14 protein-coding genes are annotated in these 20,624 nt (G+C 72.7%); 9 read left to right on the top strand and 5 right to left on the bottom strand.

Annotated features, from left to right (window positions below; translation table 11 throughout):
* Positions 1-5: 5 nt before the first annotated feature.
* The 3 genes from ggt (at position 6) to ACP6CK_RS14500 (ending at position 7,432) form a co-directional block, all read left to right on the top strand.
* Entirely contained in the window at positions 6-1,637 is a 1,632-nt protein-coding gene (gene ggt, locus ACP6CK_RS14510; protein ID WP_426959773.1) for a gamma-glutamyltransferase, read from the top strand.
* Positions 1,638-1,650: 13 nt separating this feature from the next.
* The gene (locus ACP6CK_RS14505) at positions 1,651-2,631 is read left to right on the top strand and encodes a Bug family tripartite tricarboxylate transporter substrate binding protein (protein WP_426959772.1); all 981 of its coding nucleotides are present in this window, start codon (positions 1,651-1,653) and stop codon (positions 2,629-2,631) included.
* Positions 2,632-2,905: 274 nt separating this feature from the next.
* Positions 2,906-7,432 carry an ATP-binding protein gene (locus ACP6CK_RS14500; RefSeq protein ID WP_426959771.1) on the top strand — a complete coding sequence of 1,509 codons (4,527 nt, stop codon included), beginning with the start codon at positions 2,906-2,908 and terminating at the stop codon, positions 7,430-7,432.
* Between the two features lie 109 nt (positions 7,433-7,541).
* Here ACP6CK_RS14500 and ACP6CK_RS14495 read toward each other — a convergent pair whose 3' ends face one another.
* Complete coding sequence (locus ACP6CK_RS14495; RefSeq protein WP_426959770.1) at positions 7,542-8,852, bottom strand: NAD(P)/FAD-dependent oxidoreductase; 1,311 nt, start codon at positions 8,850-8,852, stop codon at positions 7,542-7,544.
* Positions 8,853-8,954: 102 nt separating this feature from the next.
* Here ACP6CK_RS14495 and ACP6CK_RS14490 point away from each other — a divergent pair, with 102 nt between their 5' ends.
* The 6 genes from ACP6CK_RS14490 to ACP6CK_RS14465 all read left to right on the top strand — a co-directional run bounded on the left by ACP6CK_RS14490 (position 8,955) and on the right by ACP6CK_RS14465 (position 16,670).
* On the top strand, positions 8,955-10,520 hold the full coding sequence (locus tag ACP6CK_RS14490; RefSeq protein WP_426959769.1) for an ABC transporter substrate-binding protein: 1,566 nt from the start codon (positions 8,955-8,957) through the stop codon (positions 10,518-10,520).
* Between the two features lie 80 nt (positions 10,521-10,600).
* Positions 10,601-11,722 carry a C45 family autoproteolytic acyltransferase/hydolase gene (locus ACP6CK_RS14485; protein ID WP_426959768.1) on the top strand — a complete coding sequence of 374 codons (1,122 nt, stop codon included), beginning with the start codon at positions 10,601-10,603 and terminating at the stop codon, positions 11,720-11,722.
* Complete coding sequence (locus ACP6CK_RS14480) at positions 11,722-13,284, top strand: ABC transporter substrate-binding protein (protein WP_426959767.1); 1,563 nt, start codon at positions 11,722-11,724, stop codon at positions 13,282-13,284. The genes ACP6CK_RS14485 and ACP6CK_RS14480 overlap by 1 nt, the downstream gene beginning before the upstream one ends.
* 7 nt (positions 13,285-13,291) lie before the next feature.
* Positions 13,292-14,242 carry an ABC transporter permease gene (locus tag ACP6CK_RS14475; RefSeq protein ID WP_426959766.1) on the top strand — a complete coding sequence of 317 codons (951 nt, stop codon included), beginning with the start codon at positions 13,292-13,294 and terminating at the stop codon, positions 14,240-14,242.
* Complete coding sequence (locus ACP6CK_RS14470; RefSeq protein ID WP_426959765.1) at positions 14,242-15,054, top strand: ABC transporter permease; 813 nt, start codon at positions 14,242-14,244, stop codon at positions 15,052-15,054. The genes ACP6CK_RS14475 and ACP6CK_RS14470 overlap by 1 nt, the downstream gene beginning before the upstream one ends.
* Positions 15,051-16,670, top strand: a complete 1,620-nt coding sequence (locus ACP6CK_RS14465; protein WP_426959764.1) for an ABC transporter ATP-binding protein — start codon at positions 15,051-15,053, stop codon at positions 16,668-16,670. The genes ACP6CK_RS14470 and ACP6CK_RS14465 overlap by 4 nt, the downstream gene beginning before the upstream one ends.
* A 211-nt stretch (positions 16,671-16,881) precedes the next feature.
* Here ACP6CK_RS14465 and ACP6CK_RS14460 read toward each other — a convergent pair whose 3' ends face one another.
* Genes ACP6CK_RS14460 through ACP6CK_RS14445 form a run of 4 tightly spaced genes read right to left on the bottom strand, consistent with a single transcriptional unit; the run spans position 16,882 to position 20,622 of the window.
* A complete protein-coding gene (locus tag ACP6CK_RS14460) occupies positions 16,882-17,700 on the bottom strand; it encodes an ATP-binding cassette domain-containing protein (protein WP_426959763.1) in 819 nt (272 codons plus the stop codon).
* Positions 17,697-18,692, bottom strand: a complete 996-nt coding sequence (locus ACP6CK_RS14455; RefSeq protein ID WP_426959762.1) for an ABC transporter ATP-binding protein — start codon at positions 18,690-18,692, stop codon at positions 17,697-17,699. The genes ACP6CK_RS14460 and ACP6CK_RS14455 overlap by 4 nt, the downstream gene beginning before the upstream one ends.
* Complete coding sequence (locus tag ACP6CK_RS14450) at positions 18,689-19,612, bottom strand: ABC transporter permease (RefSeq protein WP_426959761.1); 924 nt, start codon at positions 19,610-19,612, stop codon at positions 18,689-18,691. Before ACP6CK_RS14450 ends, ACP6CK_RS14455 begins: the two co-directional genes overlap by 4 nt.
* On the bottom strand, positions 19,609-20,622 hold the full coding sequence (locus tag ACP6CK_RS14445) for an ABC transporter permease (RefSeq protein WP_426959760.1): 1,014 nt from the start codon (positions 20,620-20,622) through the stop codon (positions 19,609-19,611). Before ACP6CK_RS14445 ends, ACP6CK_RS14450 begins: the two co-directional genes overlap by 4 nt.
* Between the last annotated feature and the right edge of the window lie 2 nt (positions 20,623-20,624).

The following is a 20,624-nucleotide window of genomic DNA, read 5'->3' as shown; positions in this document are numbered from 1 at the left end:
ACACGATGCCGAGACCCCCGCGCCGCCTACCGGCGCCTTCCGCGATGATCACCGCCCCGCAGCCGGAGGCGGTGGAGGCCGGGACCGAGGTGCTGCGCGCCGGCGGCAACGCGCTGGACGCGGTGATCGCCTGCGCCCTCGCCCAGGGCGTGGTGGACCCGATGATGTGCGGCCTGGGGGGCTTGGGCGTGCTGCACCTGCTGGACCCCGCGCGCGGGGTGCACACGGTGATCGACGGCCTGTCCATCTCCCCCGCCGCCTGCCGGGAGGACATGTGGGCCGACCGCTTCGGGGGCGAATGCCCGGACGGCTTCGGCTACATTGTCCGCGACAACCTGAACGAGCTGGGCCATCGCGCCGTCACCGCCCCGGGCATCCTCAAGGTGCTGGGCATGGCGCACGCCCAGTATGGCCGCGCGCCCTGGGGATCGCTCTTCGATCCGGCGATCGGCTACGCGGAGGGCGGGTGGCTCGTGCGGCCGCACGTCGCCACGATGTTCTACCTGGACGAGAAGGCCTATGGCCGCCGCAGCTACCTCGACAAGCTCGCCTTCACCGAGGATGGCCGCCGCATCTACGTCCGCCCGGACGGCACGCCGAAGCGGCTGGGGGAAAAGGTGCTCAACCCCGACCTCGCGAACACGCTGCGCCTGGTCGCGAAGGAGGGCGCGGACACCTTCTACACCGGCGAGCTGGCGCGCCGGATCGTGGCCGACATGGAGGCGCATGACGGGCTGCTGACGCTGAAGGATCTGGCCGACTACCGGCCGGAGGTGCGCGAGCCGATCCGGGTCGACTATCGCGGCCTGACCGTCGCCCTGCCGCCACCGCCGGCGGGCGGGATCATGATCGCGGAGATCCTGCGCATCCTGGAGCGCTTCGATCTGGTCGCCCTCGGCCACAACACGCCAGCCTACATGCAGGTGGTGGCGGAGGCGATGAAGATCGCCGGGCGCGACAAGGACCTCCACGTCGGCGACCCACGTTTCGTCGCCACGCCGCTCGACCGGCTGCTGTCCGACGCCTATGCGGAGGAGTGCGCCGCCTCCATCCGCGCGGGGGACCGCGTGTCGCTGCCGCGCGTCGGCGCGGAATCGAAGCACACCACCACCGTGTCCTGCGTGGACCGGGACGGGATGGTGGTCTCGCTCACCCACACGCTCGGCCTGCCCTCCGGCGTCATCCCGCCGGGGACGGGCATGATGCTGAACGGCGGCATGAACTCCTACGATCCGCGTCCCGGGCGGGCCAGCTCCATCGGGGCGGGCAAGCGGCGCTTCTCCACCATGTCGCCCTCCATCGTGCTGGACGGCGCGCGCCCCGTGGCGACGCTCGGCGCACCGGGCGGAGCCTGGATCACCATCGCCATCGCCCAGGTGCTGCTGAACCTCATCGACTGGGGCATGGGGGTGCAGGAGGCGATCTCCGCCCCGCGCTTCTCCGCCACCTCGGACGCCATCGACATCTCCAACCGCATCCCCCGCGCGGTCCAGCGCGCGGTGGAGGCGATGGGCTACGAGGTCCGGCGTTCCCCCACCTCCTACGCCTTCGCCGGGGTGCACGGCATCACGATGTGGGACGGCGTGCTGGAGGGCGGCGCCGACCCGCAGCGCGACGGCCTCGCGGCCGGCATCTAAGGGACGGATCGCCATGAGCCTCACGCGACGCCATCTCGGCCTCACCGCCCTCGGCGGGCTGGCCGCGCCCGCCATAGCCCAGACGCCGCCCTGGCCGCAGGCGGGGCCGATCCGCTTCATCGTGCCCTTCGCCTCCGGTGGCACGACCGACATCATCGCGCGCATCGTCGCGGCCGAGATGTCGCGCCGCATCGGCCAGTCCATGATCGTGGAGAACCGGCCGGGCGCCGGCGCCACCCTCGGCACCGGGCAGGTCGCCCGCGCCGCGCCGGATGGCTACACCCTCGTGCTGTCGGTCATCAGTGCGATGGTGGTGGGGAAGGTGATGTACGGGGACCGGGTGACCTGGGACCCCGACACGGACTTCGCCCATATCGCGATGCTGATGAGCACGCCCTATCTCTGGCTCGTCCGTCCCGGCCTGCCGATTCGCAACGTGGCGGACCTGGTGGAGGCGGCGAAGCGCGCCCCGGACAGCCTCACCTACGGCACCTCCGGCATCGGCTCCATGCCGCACCTCGTCGCCGTGCGCTTCTGTCGCGCCGCGGGCATCTCCATGCAGCACGCGCCCTATCGCGGGGCGGCGCAGGTGGCGACGGACGTCATGTCCGGCACCCTGCCGCTGATGGTGGACAGCCTGACGGCGGCCAGCGCGAACATCCGCGCCGGGTCCCTGCGGCCCCTGGCCCATACCTGGCCGGACCGCATCCCCGACTTTCCCGACATCCCCACCTTCCGGGAATCCGGCTACCCCGACCTCGTCGTGGACGGCTGGTCGGGCCTCGCCGCCCCCGCCCGCACGCCGCGCCCGATCGTGGAGCGGCTGGCGGAGGCGGCGCGCGACGCCCTCGCCTCCCCGGACCTCCTGCGGCGCTACGCCGAGACCTCCACGGCGCCCGGCCGCCTGTTCCTGGACGATGCCCAGCGCTTCGTGCGGGAGGAACTGGCCGCCTGGACACCGATCATCCGCGCCTCCGGCGCGACGGTGGACTAGGCGCGAAGCGTCCGGGGCGCCGGTCCGCGGCGGCGGTCCGAGGAAGCCCCTGCCGCTCCGGTTCTGGCCGGAACGTGATGGAAAGCTCATTCCGCCCATCTGGCCCCGATCCGGGGCTCATGGCATGGGACGAGGCCGGGCCGGGCGGCACTCCGCCGGGGCCTCGGGCCGGGGAGGGCGATGCTCCATCTGGGGCAGCCGGCCCAACGGTCCCCGCGTCATCTCCCCTGGCCGATCCCTTCGGCCGTCCCCTGCGAGATCTGCCCCCGAAGCCATGAGCCACGCCGAGCCCCCCGAACGCCCGGCCCCGGGCTTCCTGGCCGGCGGCGGCGAGATGGGGGCGCTCATCCGCGCGCATGACTGGGCGGCGACGCCGCTCGGCGTGCCGGAAGCCTGGCCGCAGAGCCTGCGGACCGCCGTGCGGATCATGCTCACCTCCCGCCAGCCGATCTGGATCGGCTGGGGGCCGCAGCTGATCTACCTCTACAACGACGCCTACCAGTCCATCATCGGCGGCAAGCACCCCTGGGCCCTGGGCAAGCCGACCTCCGAGGTCTGGCGCGAGATCTGGACCGACATCGGCCCGATGCTCGCCACCGCCATGGGCGGGATCGAGGGCACCTACGTCGAGGAACAGCTCCTGATCATGGAGCGCAACGGCTATCCGGAGGAAACCTACTACACCTTCTCCTACAGCCCGATCCCCGACGACGACGGCAATCCCGGCGGCATCATCTGCGCCAACGCCGACGACACGCAGCGCGTGATCGGGGAGCGGCAGCTCGCCCTCCTGCGGGACCTCGCGGCGAACACCGCCGACGCGCGGTCCCGGACCGATGCCTGCGAGCGCGGCGCCGCGGCGCTGGCGACCGATCCGCACGACCTCGTCTTCGCGCTCCTCTACATCGACGGGGCGGAAGGGGCGCCGGCGACGCTCGCCGCCGCCGCCGGCCTGCCCAAGGGCCACCCCGCCGCCCCGGCGGAGCTGCCGCGCGGCACCGACCGGCCCTGGCCGGTCCACGCGGTGATGCGCGACCACGAGACCCGCCTGCTGGAGGACCTCGCCGACCGCTTCGGCGGCGACCTGCCCAAGGGGCCCTGGGAGCGGGCGCCGGCCCGCGCGGCCGTGCTGGCGCTGCCGTCCAAGGGGGAGACCGGGCGGGCCGGGGCGCTCGTCGTCGGCCTCAACCCCTATCGGCTGTTCGACAGCCCCTATCGCGGCTTCCTCGGCCTCGTGGCGGGGCAGATCGCCGCGGCCCTGTCCAACGCCGACGCCTACGAGGAGGAGCGGCGCCGCGCCGAGGCACTGGCGGAGCTGGACCGGGCGAAGACCCTCTTCTTCTCCAACGTCAGCCACGAGTTCCGCACGCCGCTGACCCTCATGCTCGGCCCGCTGGAGGAGGTGCTCTCGGGCGCCGTCCCGCCGAACGCGACCCGCGCCCAGGTGGAGCTGGCGCATCGCAACGGCACCCGGCTGCTACGGCTGGTGAACAGCCTGCTCGACTTCTCCCGCATCGAGTCCGGCCGCGCGCGGGCGAGCTTCGAGCCGACCGACCTCGGCGCCTTCAGCGCGGAGATCGCGTCGAGCTTCCGCTCCGCGATCGAGCGGGCCGGCATGGCGCTGGAGATCCGCCGCGCGCCGCTGCCGCATCCCGTCCATGTGGACCGGGAGATGTGGGAGAAGATCCTCCTCAACCTCCTCTCCAACGCCTTCAAGTTCACCTTCGCGGGGCGGATCGCGGTGGCGGTGGCGCCCTCCGCCGATGGCCGCGCCGCGGTGGTGCGGGTGTCCGACACCGGCATCGGCATCCCGGCGGAGGAGCTGCCGAAGCTCTTCGAGCGCTTCCACCGGGTCGAGGGCGCCCAGGGCCGCAGCTTCGAGGGCAGCGGCATCGGCCTCGCCCTGGTGCACGAGCTGGTGCGGCTGCACGGCGGCACGATCGCGGCGGAGAGCACGCCCGGCGTCGGCACCACCTTCACCGTCACCCTTCCCTTCGGCCGCGCCCACCTGCCCGCCGATCAGGTGCGGGAAGCCTCCACCGCCGCCGTCGCCGCGACGCGCGCGCACGCCTTCGTGGAGGAGGCGCTGCGCTGGCTTCCGGACGTGGCACCCGCGATGGAGGAGGCAGGCGGGCTCTCCACCGCGGGCCTCGGCGCGGTCGCGGCCGAGGGCGGGGCGCTGCCGGGGCTCGGCAAGCGCGTGCTGCTGGCCGACGACAACACCGACATGCGGGGCTACGTCGTCCGCCTGCTGACCGCGCAGGGCTACGCGGTGGAGGCGGTGCCCGACGGCGCGGCGGCGCTGGAGGCCGCCCGTGCGACGCCGCCCGACCTCGTGTTGACCGACGTGATGATGCCGCGCCTGGACGGCTTCGGCCTGCTGCGCGCCCTGCGCGCGGACCAGGCGACGGCCGGCCTGCCCGTCATCATGCTGTCGGCTCGCGCCGGGGAGGAGGCGAAGGTCGAGGGGCTGGAGGCCGGCGCAGACGACTATCTCATCAAGCCCTTCGCCGCGCGGGAGCTGCTCGCGCGGGTGACGGCCAACATCCAGATGGCCGAGCTCCGCCGTGAGGCGAACCGCGCCATCTTTCGGAGCGAGCAGCGTTACCTCATCACCCAGGACCGGCTCTCCCTCGCCCTCTCGACCGGCCGCGTCGCGGTCTTCGAGTGGGAGGTGGCTGGCGACCGCGTGGCAGTGCTGGGACCACTGGCCGAGGCCTTCGGCGTCGACCCCCGGGACGCCTCCACGGCGGGCCTGCCGCTCGCGACCTTCACGGACGCGATCCACCCGGACGACCGCGCGCGGGTGCAGGACGCGATCCGCCGGACCATCGCCACGGGCGAGCCCTATGAGGCCGAGTACCGGCTGCGCGGCCTTGGCGGGGAGCGGATCGTCGTCGCCCGCGGGAGCGTGTCGGGCATGCCGGGCGGCGAACTGCGCCTGACCGGCGCGCTGATCGACGTCACCGGCGAGAAGTCCGTCGAGCGCGAGCTGCGCGAGAAGGGCCTCGCGCTGGAGGAGCAGACCCGTACCCTCCAGATCCTGAACCGCGCGGCCGCGGCGGTGGCCGGGGACCTCGACCTGGAACGCCTGGTGCAGACGGTCACCGATGCCGGCGTGGAGGTGACGGGCGCCCAGTTCGGCGCCTTCTTCTACAACGTCGTGGACGCGGCGGGGGAGCGCTACACCCTCTACTCCCTCTCCGGCGTGCCGCGGGAACACTTCTCCAACTTCCCGATGCCGCGCGCGACGGCGGTGTTCGAGCCGACCTTCCTCGGCACCGCCGTGGTGCGCTCCGACGACATCACGAAGGACGCGCGCTACGGGCATTCGGCGCCCTATCACGGGATGCCGAAGGGACACCTGCCCGTGCGGAGCTACCTCGCCGTCCCCGTGCGGTCCCGCAGCGGCGAGGTCCTGGGCGGGCTGTTCTTCGGCCACTCCACGCCCGGGGTCTTCACCTCCCTGTCGGAGGAGCGGGTGGTGGGGCTCGCGAGCCAGGCCTCGGTCGCGATGGACAATGCGCGCCTCTTCCAGGCCACCCAGACCGAGATCGAGCAGCGCCGCCGCGCGGAGTCGGAGCTGCAGGCCCTGAACGCGGGCCTCGAGGAGCGTGTGGCGCGCGAGGTGGCCGAGCGCGTGAAGGCCGAGGACGCGCTGCGCCAGGCGCAGAAGATGGAGGCGGTCGGCCAGCTCACCGGCGGCGTCGCGCACGACTTCAACAACCTGCTGACCGTGATCATCGGCGGCCTCGACACGATCCGCCGCAGCCGGCCCGGCGACGAGGCCCGGATCCGGCGCTCCGCCGACATGGCGCTGCAGGGCGCGCAGCGGGCGGCGAGCCTCACGGGGCGGCTCCTGGCCTTCTCCCGCCGGCAGCCGCTGGAGCCGAAGCCGCTCGACCTCAACCTGCTGGTGCGGGACATGACGGAGCTGCTGCACCGCACGCTGGGCGAGCACATCGAGCTGGAAGGGGTGCTCGCGCCGCGGCTCTGGACCATCGAGGCGGACCAGAACCAGCTGGAGAGCGCGATCATCAACCTGGCCGTCAACGCGCGGGACGCGATGCCGGACGGCGGCAAGCTGACGATCGAGACGGCGAACACCGCGCTGGACGAGAGCTACGCCGCCACCGACGCGGAGGTGATCCCCGGCCAGTACGTGGTGATCGCCGTCAGCGACTCAGGCGCCGGCATGCCGAAGGAGACGCTGACCCGCGTCTTCGAGCCCTTCTTCACGACGAAGGAGGTGGGGCGCGGCACCGGGCTCGGCCTGTCCATGGTCTATGGCTTCGTGAAGCAGTCCGGCGGCCACGTCACCATCTACAGCGAGGAGGGGCAGGGCACGACGGTGCGGCTCTACTTCCCCCGCTTCATGGGCGGTGCCCAGGCCGCCAGCGCGGCCGAGGAATCCGACGTGCCCCTCGGCAGCCAGGAGGAAGTGGTCCTGGTGGTCGAGGACAATGACGACGTCCGCGCCTACAGCGTCATGATCCTGACGGAGCTCGGCTACCGCGTGCTGGAGGTGGCGGAAGCCGACAGCGCGCTGGCCCTGCTCGCCACCGACCAGCGGGTGGACCTGCTCTTCACCGACGTGGTGCTGCCTGGCCGGAGCGGGCGGATGCTGGCCGACGCCGCGGCCGCGCTGCGGCCCGGGCTGAAGGTGCTCTTCACCACCGGCTACTCGCGCAACGCGATCGTCCACCACGGGCGGCTGGACCCGGGCGTGCAGCTCATCACCAAGCCCTTCACCTTCGAGCAGCTGGCGACACGGGTTCGGGATCTGCTGGATCGCGGGTAGCCCCGGGGAGAGAAGAAATTCTCTCCCCGGACTCCCACTCATGGGGAGAGAGAATTCCTTCTCTCTCCCCGGAGTCACCCGGGCAAACCGATCAGAACCAATAACCCCGTCAGGCCGCGCGCCGCTCCGCCGCGTCGCGGAAGCGGAGCCAGAGGCTGCCCAGCCCGACATAGACCCGGCGCGCCGCGTGGACCGGGATCGGCTTCACCCCGCCCACCGGCAGGGGCGAGGCCGCCTCCTCGCCGCTCGCGAGCATCGCCGCGAGATGCGGGGCGAGGGCCGTGGTGAAGGCGACGCCCTTGCCATTGTCCGCCATGGCGGCCCAGGCATCCGGCCCCAGCCGCATCAGCTGCGGCCAGCGACCGATGGAGACGGCGACCTGCCCGCCCCAGGCGAAGTCCAGCGGCTCCGCCGCGAGCTCGGGATAGAGGCGGGCAAGCATCCGGCGGACGGTGGCGAACTGCGCCAGGCGCGCGGGGGCGGAGAGCGTGCCCTTGCCGCCGACGATCATCCGCCCCGCCGCGTCCCGCCGGAAGTAGCGCAGCACGCGACGCGTGTCCGACACGGCCGGATTGCCGGGCAGCAGGCGCGCGCGCCGCTCCTCGGACAGCGGCGGCGTCGCGACCTGGAAGCTCCAGACGAGCAGGGCGCTGCGGGTGAGGCCCGGCCAGATCCCGCCGTCCCGCGCGTTGGTCGCCAGCAGCAGGCGGCGGGCGCGCAGGGTTCCGGTGGGCGTCTTCAGCACCCAGCCCGCGCCATCCCGCGCCACGGACTGCACGGGGCTGCCGCCATGGACCTTTGCCCCGGCCGCGATCGCCGCGCGGCAGAGGCCGCGCACGTAGGAGAGCGGGTGCAGGTGCCCACCCGTGGGGATCGTCCAGCCGCCGAGATAGGCGTCGCTGCCGAGCGCCGCGACAGTCTCGTCCCGCGACAGGAAGCGGGAATGCTCGCCGCGTGCGGTCCAGTCGGCGTGGCGGTCGCGGCCCTCGGCCAGCCCGGCCTCGGTGTCGATCGCCTGGATGTAACCGCTGTTGCTGGCATCGCAGGCGATGCCGTGGCGCGCGATGAGGCCGAAGGTGGTCTTGCCGCCCTCCGCCGCCACCGTGTCCAGCCGGGCGGCGACCTGCGGGCCGTAGCGCTCCACCAGCAGGCGCGGGTCGTGGCGCAGCCCCGGGATGACCTGCCCGCCGGAGCGGCCGGAGGCGCCGCCGCCCGGGCCGGGCGCGGCCTCCAGCAGCGTCACCGCCACCCCCTGCTCGGCGAGGGAGAGCGCGGTCGCGGCGCCGAGGAAGCCGGCGCCGACGATCGCCACCTCGGTCTCCGCGGGGCCGGACAGGGGCGGGCAGGGGGGTGGCGGCTCGGCCGTCGCCTCCCACAGGGAGAGGTCCACGGGGTGGTTCAGCGCGGGGGCATTCAGCATGGGCGGCCAGGGTAGGCCCGGTGCGCGGCGCGTCCAAGGCACGGCCGTTGCTTCAGCCGCGATGACGACCGAAGCTTGCGGCGTCACGAAGTCTGGAGATGGATGATGCGGCGAACCCTGGCCGGGCTGGCGCTCGGGGCGGCGATGGCCTTCGGGGCGGGGGCGCTTCCGGCGGCCGCGCAGGAGGGCGGGCTGCTGCGGGCGCGGCTGAACTCCGACATCCGCTCCACCGATCCCGGCACCAACCGTGACAACAACACGGACGTGGTCATGCTGCACATCGTGGAAGGGCTGGTCGCCTTCCGCGAGAACATGGCCGTCGGCCCGCTGCTGGCCGAATCCATGACGGTGTCGGAGGACGGCAAGACCTACCGCTTCACGCTGCGGGAGGGCGTGACCTTCCACAACGGCGCGCCGCTGACCGCCCAGGAGGTGGTCTGGACCTGGCGCCGGCTGATGGAGCCGGCCACGGGCTGGCGCTGCCTGCCGGACTTCGACGGGCGCGGCGTGACGAAGCTGCTGTCGGTGGAGGCGGCGGATGCGCGCACCGTGGTCTTCACCTTCGACCGACCCTCGGCCCTGATCCCCGCGAACATGGCGCGGCCGGACTGCGCCGGGGCCGGCATCCTGCACCCGGACTCCGTCGGCCCGGACGGCCGCTGGCGCGCCCCGATCGGCACCGGCCCCTTCCGCCTGGGCGAGTGGCGCCGGGAGCAGTACGTGGAGCTGACCCGCTTCGACCGCTACGCCGCGCTGCCCGGCCGGCCGGACGGGCTGACCGGGAACAAGACCGCCGGCGTCGCGCGGCTGCGCTTTCTCATCGTGCCGGATGGCTCCGCCGCGAAGGCCGGGCTGCTGGCCGGCAACCTCGACAACGTGCCTGATCTCGCGACCTCCGAACTGCCGGAGTTGCGGGCGCGGCCGGATATCGGCATCGACATCCATGACACGCTCGGCCTGAACGCCATCCTTATCCAGACGCGGGACCAGATCCTGCGGGACGTCCGCGTCCGGCAGGCGCTGGCCCTGGCGATCGACTTCGAGCCGCTGGTGGAGAGCGTGTCCAACGACACGTCGCGCGCGAACATGTCCATGGTCCCCATGGGCAGCAGCTACCGCACCGGGCCGCTGACCCAGGGCTGGACCCGCGACCTGAACCGCGCCCGCGCCCTGCTGCGGGAAGCCGGCTACCGCGGCCAGACGCTGCGCATGGCCACCACGCGCCGCTACATGTCCATCTTCAACCAGTCCGTGCTCGTGCAGGCCATGGCGGAGGAGATCGGCGTCAAGATCGAGCTCGACGTGCTCGACTGGGCCACGATGATCGACCGCTTCAACCGCGGCGACTACCAGCTCATGTCCTTCTCCTATGGGGCGCGGCTGGACCCCTCTCTCTCCTACGACACGATCATCGGCAACAAGGACGACACCCCGCGCAAGCTGTGGGACGACCCGCAGGCCATCGCCGACCTTCAGGCCAGCATGACCGAGACCGATCCGGCCCGGCGCGGCGCCATCTTCGCCCGGCTGCACGCCCGGATGCTGGAGCAGGTGCCGATCATCCCGCTCTACAACGCCTCCATCGTCGGCGGGTCCCGCCGGAACGTCCGGGGCTACCAGGGCTGGCCGGCGGAGCTGCCCCGCTACTGGGGCGTGACGGTGAACTAGGCGCTTGCGCCCGGTCCGCGCCTGTTTATAGGGTCGGTGCACTTTAAGGCACCAAAACGCATCCTCCGGAGGACCCGCTCATGGTCGAAGCCTTTCCGCTGATCGAGCTGAGCGGCTCCCCGGAGGCCCGGGGCCGCGCCTACGGCCAGAAGGCGGCGGAGCGCATCCGCCGCTCCATCGGCCACTACGCCGCCCAGCTGGCGGAGGGCGGCCACGGGGCGGAGAAGGTGCGGGGCTGGGCGCGGGACTTCGTGCCGCGGATCGAGGCCTTCGCGCCCCACCACGTGGCGGAGATGCGCGGCATCGCGGAGGGCTCGGGCCAGCCTTTCGAGGACATCGTCCTCATCAACTGCCGGACCGAGGTCCTGCAACTCGGCAAGCGCGCCACGCTGGCCGCCCAGGACCCGGATGGCTGCACCGGCGTGATCGTCATGCCCGAGCGGTCGCGCGACGGCGCCCTGCTGCACGCCCAGAACTGGGACTGGAAGAGCGAGTGCGCGGAGACCGGCGTCGTGCTCCGCATCCGCCGCGACGACGGGCCGGACATCCTCACCTTCGTGGAGGCGGGCGGCCTCGCCCGCGCCGGGCTGAACGCCGCGGGGATCGGCGTGACGGCGAACTACCTCGAGAGCGACCGGGACTACCGGGAGCTGGGCGTGCCGCTGGCCCTGCTGCGCCGCACCTTCCTCGAGCAGGAGAACGTCGCCCTGTCTTTCCGCGCGGCCTATGTCACGCGCAAGTCGGGCAGCAACAACATCATGATCAGCCAGGCCGGCGGCGTCGCCATCGACTTCGAGTGCGCCCCGGACGAGAGCTTCCAGATCCACCCGACCGATGGCCTGATCGTCCACGCCAACCACTGGCAGAGCCCCGTCGCGCTGGCGAAGCTGAAGGACACGGGCATCGCCAACACGCCGGACAGCCTCTACCGCGACATGCGCGTGCGCGGGCTGCTGGAGGCGAAGGGCGGGAAGCTGTCCATTGAGGACGTGCGGGACGCGCTTTTCGACGACTACCAGTCGCCCTGGTCGGTCTGCCGCCCACCGCGCATGTCGCTGGGCGGCAACCTCTCCGCCACGGTCGCCATGCTGCTGATGCAGCCGGCCAAGGGCATCCTGGACATCGCGCCGCTGCCCGCGATCAACCGGAATTTCACCCGCTACGAGCTGAACCCTGCCCCGGCGCAGGCGAGGGCCGCCTGATGCGCCGCCTGCTGCTCGCCGCCACGGCGCTGCTCGGCCTCGCGGCAGGCGCTTCCGCACAAACGCCTCCGGGGCGTGGCGACTACACGCTGCGCGCCTCCCTCAACTCCGACATCCGCAGCACCCAGCCCGGCGGCAACCGGGACGCCAACACGGATGCCGTGCAGCTGCACATGGTGGAGGGGCTGGTCGCCTTCCGAGAGGACACCTCCGTCGCGCCGCTGCTGGCCGAGCGTGTGGACCTCTCGCCGGACGGGCGGACCTATACCTTCACGCTCCGGCAGGGAGTGACCTTCCACAACGGCGCGCCGCTCACCTCGGCCGAGGCGCTGTGGAGCCTCCGCTGGTACATGAACCCGGCGACGCAGTGGCGCTGCCTGCCGGACCTGGACGGCCGCGGCGCCGCGAAGATCACGGCGATCGAGGCGCCGGATGCGCGCACGATCACCGTCACCCTGGAGCGGCCGACGGCCCTCTTCCTCCCCACCCTCGCGCGGCCGGACTGCGGGGGGACGGCGATCCTGCACCCCTCCTCCCTGAACGCGGATGGCACCTGGCGGGCGCCCGTGGGCACCGGCCCCTATCGCCTCGGTGAGTGGCGGCGCGGCCAGTACGTGGAGCTGGAGCGCTTCGACAACTACGCCTCCCTGCCCGGCCCGCGGGACGGCTTCACCGGCGGCAAGACCGCCCATGCGGCGCGGGTGCGCTTCATGGTCATCCCCGATGCCTCCGCGACGAAGGCCGCGCTGCTCTCCGGCGCCATCGACGTTATGGCCGACGTGCCGGCGCCGGAGGTGGCGGACCTCCGCACGCGCCCGGGCGTCGTGGTGCGCGCCTCTCCCTCCATGGGGCTCACCGGCATCCTCATCCAGACGCGGGACCCGCTGATGCGGGACGTGCGGATGCGCCGGGCGCTCGCCCTGTCGCTGGACACGGAGGCGATCGTGACCGGCACGATCGGCAACGACGTGCGGCCGAACCCCTCGCCCGTCCCCTCTGCCAGCGCCTTCCACTCCGACCTTCAGGCAGCGCGCCCCGCGCGGGACATCGCGGCGGCGCGGCGCCTGCTGGCCGAGGCCGGCTACCGCGGCCAGCCCATCCGCATGATCGTCAACCGCCGCTATCCCAACACCTACGACGCCGCGGTCGCCGCCCAGTCCATGGCGGAGGAGGCGGGCATCCGAATCGAGCTGGAGGTGATGGACTGGGCGACGCAACTCGACCGCTACACGCGCGGCGACTACCAGACCATGTCCTTCATCTACTCCGCGCGCCTCGATCCCTCCCTCTCCTACGAGATGCTGTCCGGCCCGAAGGACAGCCAGCCCCGGAAGATCTGGGACGATCCAGAGGCGCTCGCCCTCATCGCGCGCTCGATGGAGGTGACGGATCAGGCGCAGCGGCAGGCGATCTTCGACGACCTGTTCCGCCGCTTCATGGACCAGACGCCGGCCATCCTGCTCTACAACCAGCCGGACTACCTCGCCTGGCGCGCGAACATCCACGGCGCGGCCCCCTGGCCCTCCACCCACACGCGCATGTGGGGCGTCTGGCGGGGCTGATGCGGCGGTGACCCTCGGCTATGCGCTGCGGCGCCTGTTGCTGGCCATCCCGACGCTGCTGATCGTGGCGCTGGCCGTCTTCGCCCTTCTGCGGCTCGTGCCCGGCGACCCCGCGCAGATCATGCTGGGCGATGCCGCGGATGCGGGACAGCTCGCCGCCGCCCGCGCCGCCATGGGGCTGGACCAGCCCCTGCCCACGCAGTTCCTGACCTGGCTCGGCCATGCGCTGTCGGGCGATCTCGGCCGCTCCACCACGAACGGGGAGGCGGTGCTGCCGCTCATCCTCGACCGCTTCCAGGTCACGGCCTCCATCGTGCTGGTCGCGGTGCTGCTCGCCGGGCTGATCGCGGTGCCGCTGGGCACCATCGCCGCCTGGAAGCAGGACCGGCCGCTCGACCTCGCGATCGTGGCGGGCGCGACGCTGCTCCTCTCCATCCCCTCCTTCTGGCTCGGCCTGCTGATGCTGCTCCTCTTCGGGCTGAAGCTCGGCTGGGTGCCGGTGGTGGGCTACGTGCCCTTCACCGAGGATTTCTGGGGCGCCGCCGGCTACGTCATCCTGCCCATCGCGACGCTCGCGCTGATCGAGACGGGCGTGCTGACCCGCATGGCCCGCTCCGCCGCTATCGACGTGCTGCGGCTGGACTACATCGCCCATGCCCGGTCCAAGGGCTTGTCGGAGGCCGCGGTGCTGCGCCGCCACGTCCTGCCCAACGCCTTCGCGCCGACGCTGACGCTGATCGGCATCGTGCTGGGCAACCTGCTCGGCGGCATTGCGGTGATCGAGACGGTCTTCACCCTGCCCGGCCTCGGCCGGCTCCTGGTGGACGGCATCTACGCCCGCGACTACCCGGTGGTGCAGGGCGTCATGCTCTTCACCGCCGGCCTCTACGTGCTGGTGAACCTCCTCGTGGACCTTCTCTACCCCTTCTTCGACCCGCGCGTGGCGGCGGAGGCCTGATGCGGCTGCGCGGCAACGCGATCATCGGGGGCGCCATCGTCGGCGCCATCCTCGGCATGGCGGCGCTCTCCGCCTTCTGGACGCCCTACCGCCCGCTCGGGGTGAACCTGCGGGCGCGGCTCCAGCCGCCCTCCGCCACCTACTGGCTCGGAACCGACGAGGCCGGGCGGGACGTGCTGAGCCGCCTCATGACCGGCGCCGGCACCTCCTGCCTCGTCGCCCTGCTGACCGTGCTGCTGGCGGTGCTGCTGGGCACCGCGGTGGGGCTCCTGGCGGGCTTCACGCGGGGCTGGGTGGACCGGGTGCTGATGCTGGTGAACGACGCCGTGCTCGCCTTCCCCGGCATCCTGCTCGCGCTCGGGCTGATGGCGGTGATCGGCGCGAGCCAGTGGGGGATCATCGTCGCCCTCGGCATCGCCTATGCCCCGACCGTTGCCCGCGTGGTGCGCGGCGCCGTGCTCTCCATCCGGGAACGCGAGTTCGTCGAGGCGTCGCGCGCCATCGGCAATTCGGAGGCGGTGACGATGTGGCGGCACGTGCTGCCCGGCACGATCTCCCCGGTGATCGTGCTGGCCACCGGCATGTTCGGCTGGGCCATCCTGAGCGAGAGCGCGCTGAGCTTCCTCGGCCTCGGCGTGCCGCCGCCGGCGCCGACCTGGGGGAACATGCTCGCCGCCGCCCGGCCCTATCTCGAATCCGCGCTGTGGCTCTCGCTCGCGCCCGGTCTCTGCATCGCCCTCGCGCTGCTCGGCGTGAACCTGCTGGGCGACGCGCTGCGGGACCGGCTGGACCCGCGGAGCGCCGGGGCTTGAGCGCGGAACAGGACGGGCGCGCCGACCCCGCCGCGCCGCTCCTCTCGGTCAAGAGGCTGCGCGTCCAGGCCGGCGAGTTCCGCGCGGTGGACGACGTGTCCTTCGGGGTTGCGCGGGGGGAGATCCTCGCGCTGGTCGGCGAATCCGGCTCCGGCAAGACCGCGACGGGCCGCGCGATCCTCGGCCTGCTGCCGCCCGGGCTGGCGCGCAGCGCGGGCGCCATCCGGCTGGACGGGGAAGACCTGACCCGCGTCCCGGAATCCCGTCTGCGGGACCTGCGCGGCGGCACCATGGGCATGGTCTTCCAGGAGCCCATGGCCTCCCTGAACCCCTCCATGACGATCGGCGAGCAGCTCGGCGAGGCGCTGGCCCTGCACAGCCGCCTCTCCCGCGCCGCGCTGCGGGACCGCTGCCTCGCCATGCTGCGGCGCGTGCAGATCCGCGACCCCGAGCACACGATGCGCGCCTATCCCCACGAATTCTCCGGCGGGATGCGGCAGCGGATCATGCTCGCGGCCGTGATGCTGCCCCGCCCGCGCCTGCTCATCGCGGATGAGCCGACGACGGCGCTCGACAACCTCGTCCAGGCCGAGATTCTCGACCTGATGGTCGGCCTCGTGCGGGACGAGGGAACGGCGATGATCCTCATCACGCACAACCTCGGCCTCGTCGCGCGCTACGCCGACCACGCCCTGGTCATGCGCCGCGGCCAGGTGGTGGAGGAGGGCGGGGCGCGCGACCTGCTGCGCGACCCCCTGCACGACTACACCCGCGCCCTGGTGGCGGCGATGCCGCGCCGCGCCCCGCGCCCGCCCCGTGCGGCCGTCGCAGGCCCGGCCGTGCTGGAGGCGCGGAACCTCGTTGTGGAGTTCCCGGGCCGCCGGCGCCTGTTCCGCCGCATGCCCCCCGTGCGGGCGGTGGACGGCGTGGACCTGGCCGTCGCGCCCGGGGAGACGGTGGCGCTGGTCGGCGGCAGCGGATCGGGCAAGACGACACTCGGCCGCGCCATGCTGCGGCTGGTGGGCCGGAGCTCGGGCGATCTCCTCTTCCGCGGCCAGCCGGTGGAGGCGACGCCGCGCGACTTCCGCCTGGCCTGCCAGATCGTCTTCCAGGATCCCTATTCCTCGCTCAACCCGCGCATGCGGATCGGCGCGATCGTGGCGGAGCCGCTGAACCACGAGCCCGGCCTGACCGCGGCCGCGCGCGCGGAGCGGGTGCGCGAGACCTTCGAGGCCGTGGGCCTGCCCGGCCTGGACGCCCGCTACCCCCACCAGCTCTCCGGCGGGCAGCGGCAGCGCGTGGCCATCGCCCGCGCCATCGTCCGTCGCCCCGCCCTGGTGGTGGCGGACGAGCCGGTCAGCGCGCTCGACATGACCGTGCAGAAGGGCATCCTGGAACTCATCCGGCGGCTCCAGGCGGAGCGGGGCTTCGCCTGCCTCTTCATCTCCCACGACCTGGGCGCGGTGGCGGAGGTGGCGGACCGGGTGGTGGTCATGCAGAACGGCCGGATCGTGGAGCAGGGCCCCCGCGACGACGTCTTCGATGCCCCACAGCACCCCTACACGCGCGCCCTTCTGGCCGCGACGCCGGTCATCGAGGGATCGAGGGGCGTTTAGCTGCGGCCCCAGGCCGCCCGGACATTCCCCGGGATTAAGCGAGTGCCTGCCTGCTTTCGGTCGGCAGGAGCCACGGGGCCGCAGCAGCGAAACGATGCGCCGGGCCGCGTGGCCGGGCAAGAATTTTCGGAACATTCCGGAGGCGGTCGCCCGGCCCTCGCTTCACGTTGCGGTTGGCGCCGGCCTGCCCCGGGCCGTTGCTCAGCCGGAGTCAGCCGGCGCTGGCCTCCCGCACCGGGGCCGGAGGCAGGCGGCCGGGCCGGGGCGGCAGCACCGCGGCGAGCAGCGCCCGGGTGTAGGCGTGGGTCGGAGCGGCGAGGACCGTCGCCGCCGCACCCTCCTCCACGATCCGGCCGCGATGCATCACCGCGACCCGGTCGCAGACCTGCCGCACCACCGCGAGGTTGTGGGATATGAAGAGGTAGGTCAGTCCCAGCCGCGCCCGCAGGTCCCGCAGCAGCTCGAGGATCTGCGCCTGCACCGAGACATCCAGCGCGCTCGTCGGCTCGTCCAGCACCAGCAGCCGGGGTTCCAGCGCCAGGGCGCGGGCGATGCAGACGCGCTGCTTCTGTCCGCCGGAGAGCTCGTGCGGGAAGCGCCAGAGGAAATTCTCCGTCAGGCCGACCGCGGCCAGCAGCGACGTCACGCGGGCGCGCAGCGCCTCGCCGGCCGCCGCGCGCTGCACGACCAGGGGCTCCGCCACGGACTGGAAGACGGTGCGGCGCGGATTCAGGGCGGCCTGCGGGTTCTGGAAGACGATCTGGATCTCCCGCCGCAGCGGCCGCAGCGCCGCCTCCGAAAGGCTGGACAGGTCGCGCCCGTCATAGCGGATGGCCCCGGCCGTCGGCGTCTCCAGCCGCATCACCAGCCGCGCGACGGTCGTCTTGCCGCAGCCGGATTCCCCGACCAGCCCCAGCGCCTCCCCGGGGCGAAGGATCAGGTCCACCCCGTCCACCGCGCGCACCTCATGCCCGCCCTTCACGGCGAAGCGCTTCTCCAACCCGATCACCTCCAGCAGGGGAGGGGTCATGCCACCTCCTCCGCCCGGTGGCAGGCGACGCGGCGGCCGTCCACGTCCCGCAGGGGCGGGCGCTGCGCCGCGCAGACCGGCAGGGCCAGCGGGCAGCGCGGGTGGAAGCGGCAGCCGGAGGGCGGGTCGAGCAGGTTCGGGATCTGGCCGGGGATGGGCTGCGCCCGATGCGCCGGCCGCTCCAGATCCGGCACGGCGGCTAGCAGGCCGCGCGTGTAGGGGTGCCGCGGGCGGTCGAACAGGGTCTCGGCCGGCCCGTCCTCCACCACCGTGCCGGCGTACATAACCACCACGCGCCGGCACAGCGCGCCGATCACCCCGAGGTCGTGGCTGATGAGCATGAGGGTCAGGCGGTTGTGGGTGACCAAGTCCTCGATGAGCCGCAGCACCTCCGCCTGGACCGTCACGTCCAGCGCCGTGGTCGGCTCGTCCGCCACAAGAAGCTTCGGTTGGCCGGACAACGCCATGGCGATCAGCACGCGCTGCCGCATTCCGCCGGAGAGCTCGTGGGGGTAGCGGTCCAGCAGCCGCCCCGGCTCGGGCAGGCGGACGGCGCCCAGCAGCTCCGCCGCGGCCGCCCGCGCGGCGGAGCGCGGCCGCATCTTCTGCCCCGCGCCGCGGTCATGCGCCCGGATCACGTCCACCATCTGCGCCCCGATGGTGAAGACCGGGTTCAGGTAGCTCATCGGGTCCTGGAAGATCATGGCGACGCCTGGCCCGCGCAGCCGCGCGAGCGCGGCCCGGTCCATCGCCATCACGTCCTGCCCCTGGAAGCGGACATGGCCGCCCAGCACCCGCCCCGGCGGCATCGGCACCAGCCGCGCGACGGAGCGCGCCAGCACCGACTTGCCGCAGCCCGTCTCGCCGACGATGCCGACCGTCTCCCCGGCCTCGACGCGCAGGTCGATGCCGTCCAGCACCTGCGCCCGGCCCTCGAAGCCATCGAAGGCCAGGCGGTAGCCGGTGATCTCCAGCAGCGGCGGCTCTCTCACCCGCGCGCGCTCTTCGGGTCCAGCACGTCCCGCAGCCCGTCGCCGAACAGGTTGAAGCCGAGCACGGTCAGATAGATCGCGAGGCCGGGGAAGAGCGCGTACCACCACCAGTTCGGCATGTAGGTGCGGGCGACCGAGATCATCGCCCCCCATTCCGGCGCCGGCGGCTTCGCGCCCAGCCCGACGAAGCCGAGGCTGGCCGCCGCCAGGATGGCCAGCCCCATGTCCATGGACGCCTTCACGACGATCGGAGAGGTGCAGTTCGGCAGGATGTGCAGCGCCAGGATGCGCCCATGCCCCGCGCCGACCGCCCGCGCCGCCTCCACGAAGGGCTCGTGCCGCAGGGCCAGCGCCTTCGCCTCCACCAGCCGGACGTAGCCGGGCCACCAGACGATCGCCAGCGCCACGATCCCGTTGACGATCCCCGGCCCCAGCGCCGCGACGATCGCGAGCGCCAGCACCAGCCCGGGGACGGAGAGGAAGATGTCGGTCACCCGCATGATGACCGCCCGCACCCAGCCGCCGAAATAGCCGGCCGCGATGCCCAGCGGCACGCCGACCGCCGCCGCGATCACGACGATGGTCAACCCCACCCAGAGCGAGGTGCGCGTCGCGATGATGATCCGCGACAGCAGGTCGTTCCCCATCTCATCGGTGCCGAAGGGGTGGGCGAGGGAAGGGGGCTGCAACCGATTGCCGAGGTTCATCGCCCCCGCCGCATCGCCGGGATAGGGCGCGATCCATGGCCCGAAACCCGCCAGGATCAGGAAGGCCAGGACGATCGCCAGCCCGAGCATGGAGGAGGGGCTGCGCGAGAAGCTCCAGGCCAGGAACCGCATCTGCCGAAGCCCGCTCGCATGCCGCGCCCGGAACCCGGCCCAGCCAGTGAGGGGGATGGTCTCCCCGGCCGCCGCGCTCACGCGCCCGCCCCCCGCAGCCGCGGGTCGAGCACGCCGTAGAGCAGGTCCACGATCAGGTTCACGATCATGAAGTTCAGCCCTATCAGCAGCGTCACGCCCATGACCGGCTTGAAATCCCCCGCGATGGCGGAGGACACGGCGTAGAGCCCGATCCCCGGCCAGTCGAACACCGTCTCCACCAGCACGGTCGACCCGAGCATCCAGCCGTAGCGCAGCCCGATGATCGCCAGCGTCGGCAGCATGGCGTTGCGCAGCGCGTGGACGCAGACCACGCGCCAGGGCGAGACGCCGTGAGCCCGCGCGGCGGTCACGTAGTCGGCCGAGAGCACCTCGATCATCTCCGCCCGGTTCACCCGCAGGATGGAGGCGAGACAGGGGAAGGAGAGGACGAGGGCCGGCAGCACCGCGTGCAGCAGCGCCGCCCCGAACACCGCAAGGTCCCCGGCGACAAGGCTGTCCACCAGATACATGCCCGTGACCGGATCGGGCGGCGGCGTCGCCACGTCCAGCCGCCCGGAGGTCGGCAGCCAGCCCAGCCACACGGCGAAGGCGAGTTGCAGCAGGATGCCGAACCAGAAGGCCGGCAGGGCGACGAGCGACACGGCGACGAATCGCATCGCCTGGTCCGGCGCCCGGTCCCGCATCACGGCCGAGAGCATCCCCGCCGGCACGCCGACCAGGATGCCGAAGGTGATCGAGAGCAGCACGAGTTCCAGCGTCGCCGGGAAGTAACGCGCCAGGTCATCCGCCACCGGCCGCGTGGTGGTCAGCGACCGCCCGAGGTTCCCCTGTGCGAGGTCCGTGACGTAGCGCAGGAACTGCTCGGGCAGCGGCCTGTCGAGCCCGTACTCCCGCCGGATCGTCTCCACCATGTCGGGCGTCGCGTCCGGTCCGGCCGCGAGGGCCGCGGGGTCGGAGGGCGCGATGTTCGACACGGTGAAAGTGATGCAGACGAGGCCGAAGAGCATCAGCCCCGTCAGCGCCACCCGCCGGAGGAGGTAGAGGAGCAAGG

Source organism: Muricoccus radiodurans, from assembly GCF_050154705.1.
Lineage (GTDB): Bacteria > Pseudomonadota > Alphaproteobacteria > Acetobacterales > Acetobacteraceae > Roseomonas > Roseomonas radiodurans.
Note: the sequence above shows the minus strand (reverse complement) of the source record. Positions and strands in the feature narration are given on the sequence as shown.

Bases quoted from the DNA above. Each gene is read 5' to 3' on its own strand.
- ACP6CK_RS14495 (WP_426959770.1), bottom strand. From the start codon at position 8,852: ATGCTGAATGCCCCCGCGCTGAACCACCCCGTGGACCTCTCCCTGTGG.
- ggt (WP_426959773.1), top strand. From the start codon at position 6: ATGCCGAGACCCCCGCGCCGCCTACCGGCGCCTTCCGCGATGATCACC.
- ACP6CK_RS14470 (WP_426959765.1), top strand. From the start codon at position 14,242: ATGCGGCTGCGCGGCAACGCGATCATCGGGGGCGCCATCGTCGGCGCC.
- ACP6CK_RS14490 (WP_426959769.1), top strand. From the start codon at position 8,955: ATGATGCGGCGAACCCTGGCCGGGCTGGCGCTCGGGGCGGCGATGGCC.
- ACP6CK_RS14505 (WP_426959772.1), top strand. From the start codon at position 1,651: ATGAGCCTCACGCGACGCCATCTCGGCCTCACCGCCCTCGGCGGGCTG.
- ACP6CK_RS14480 (WP_426959767.1), top strand. From the start codon at position 11,722: ATGCGCCGCCTGCTGCTCGCCGCCACGGCGCTGCTCGGCCTCGCGGCA.
- ACP6CK_RS14460 (WP_426959763.1), bottom strand. From the start codon at position 17,700: ATGACCCCTCCCCTGCTGGAGGTGATCGGGTTGGAGAAGCGCTTCGCC.
- ACP6CK_RS14500 (WP_426959771.1), top strand. From the start codon at position 2,906: ATGAGCCACGCCGAGCCCCCCGAACGCCCGGCCCCGGGCTTCCTGGCC.
- ACP6CK_RS14485 (WP_426959768.1), top strand. From the start codon at position 10,601: ATGGTCGAAGCCTTTCCGCTGATCGAGCTGAGCGGCTCCCCGGAGGCC.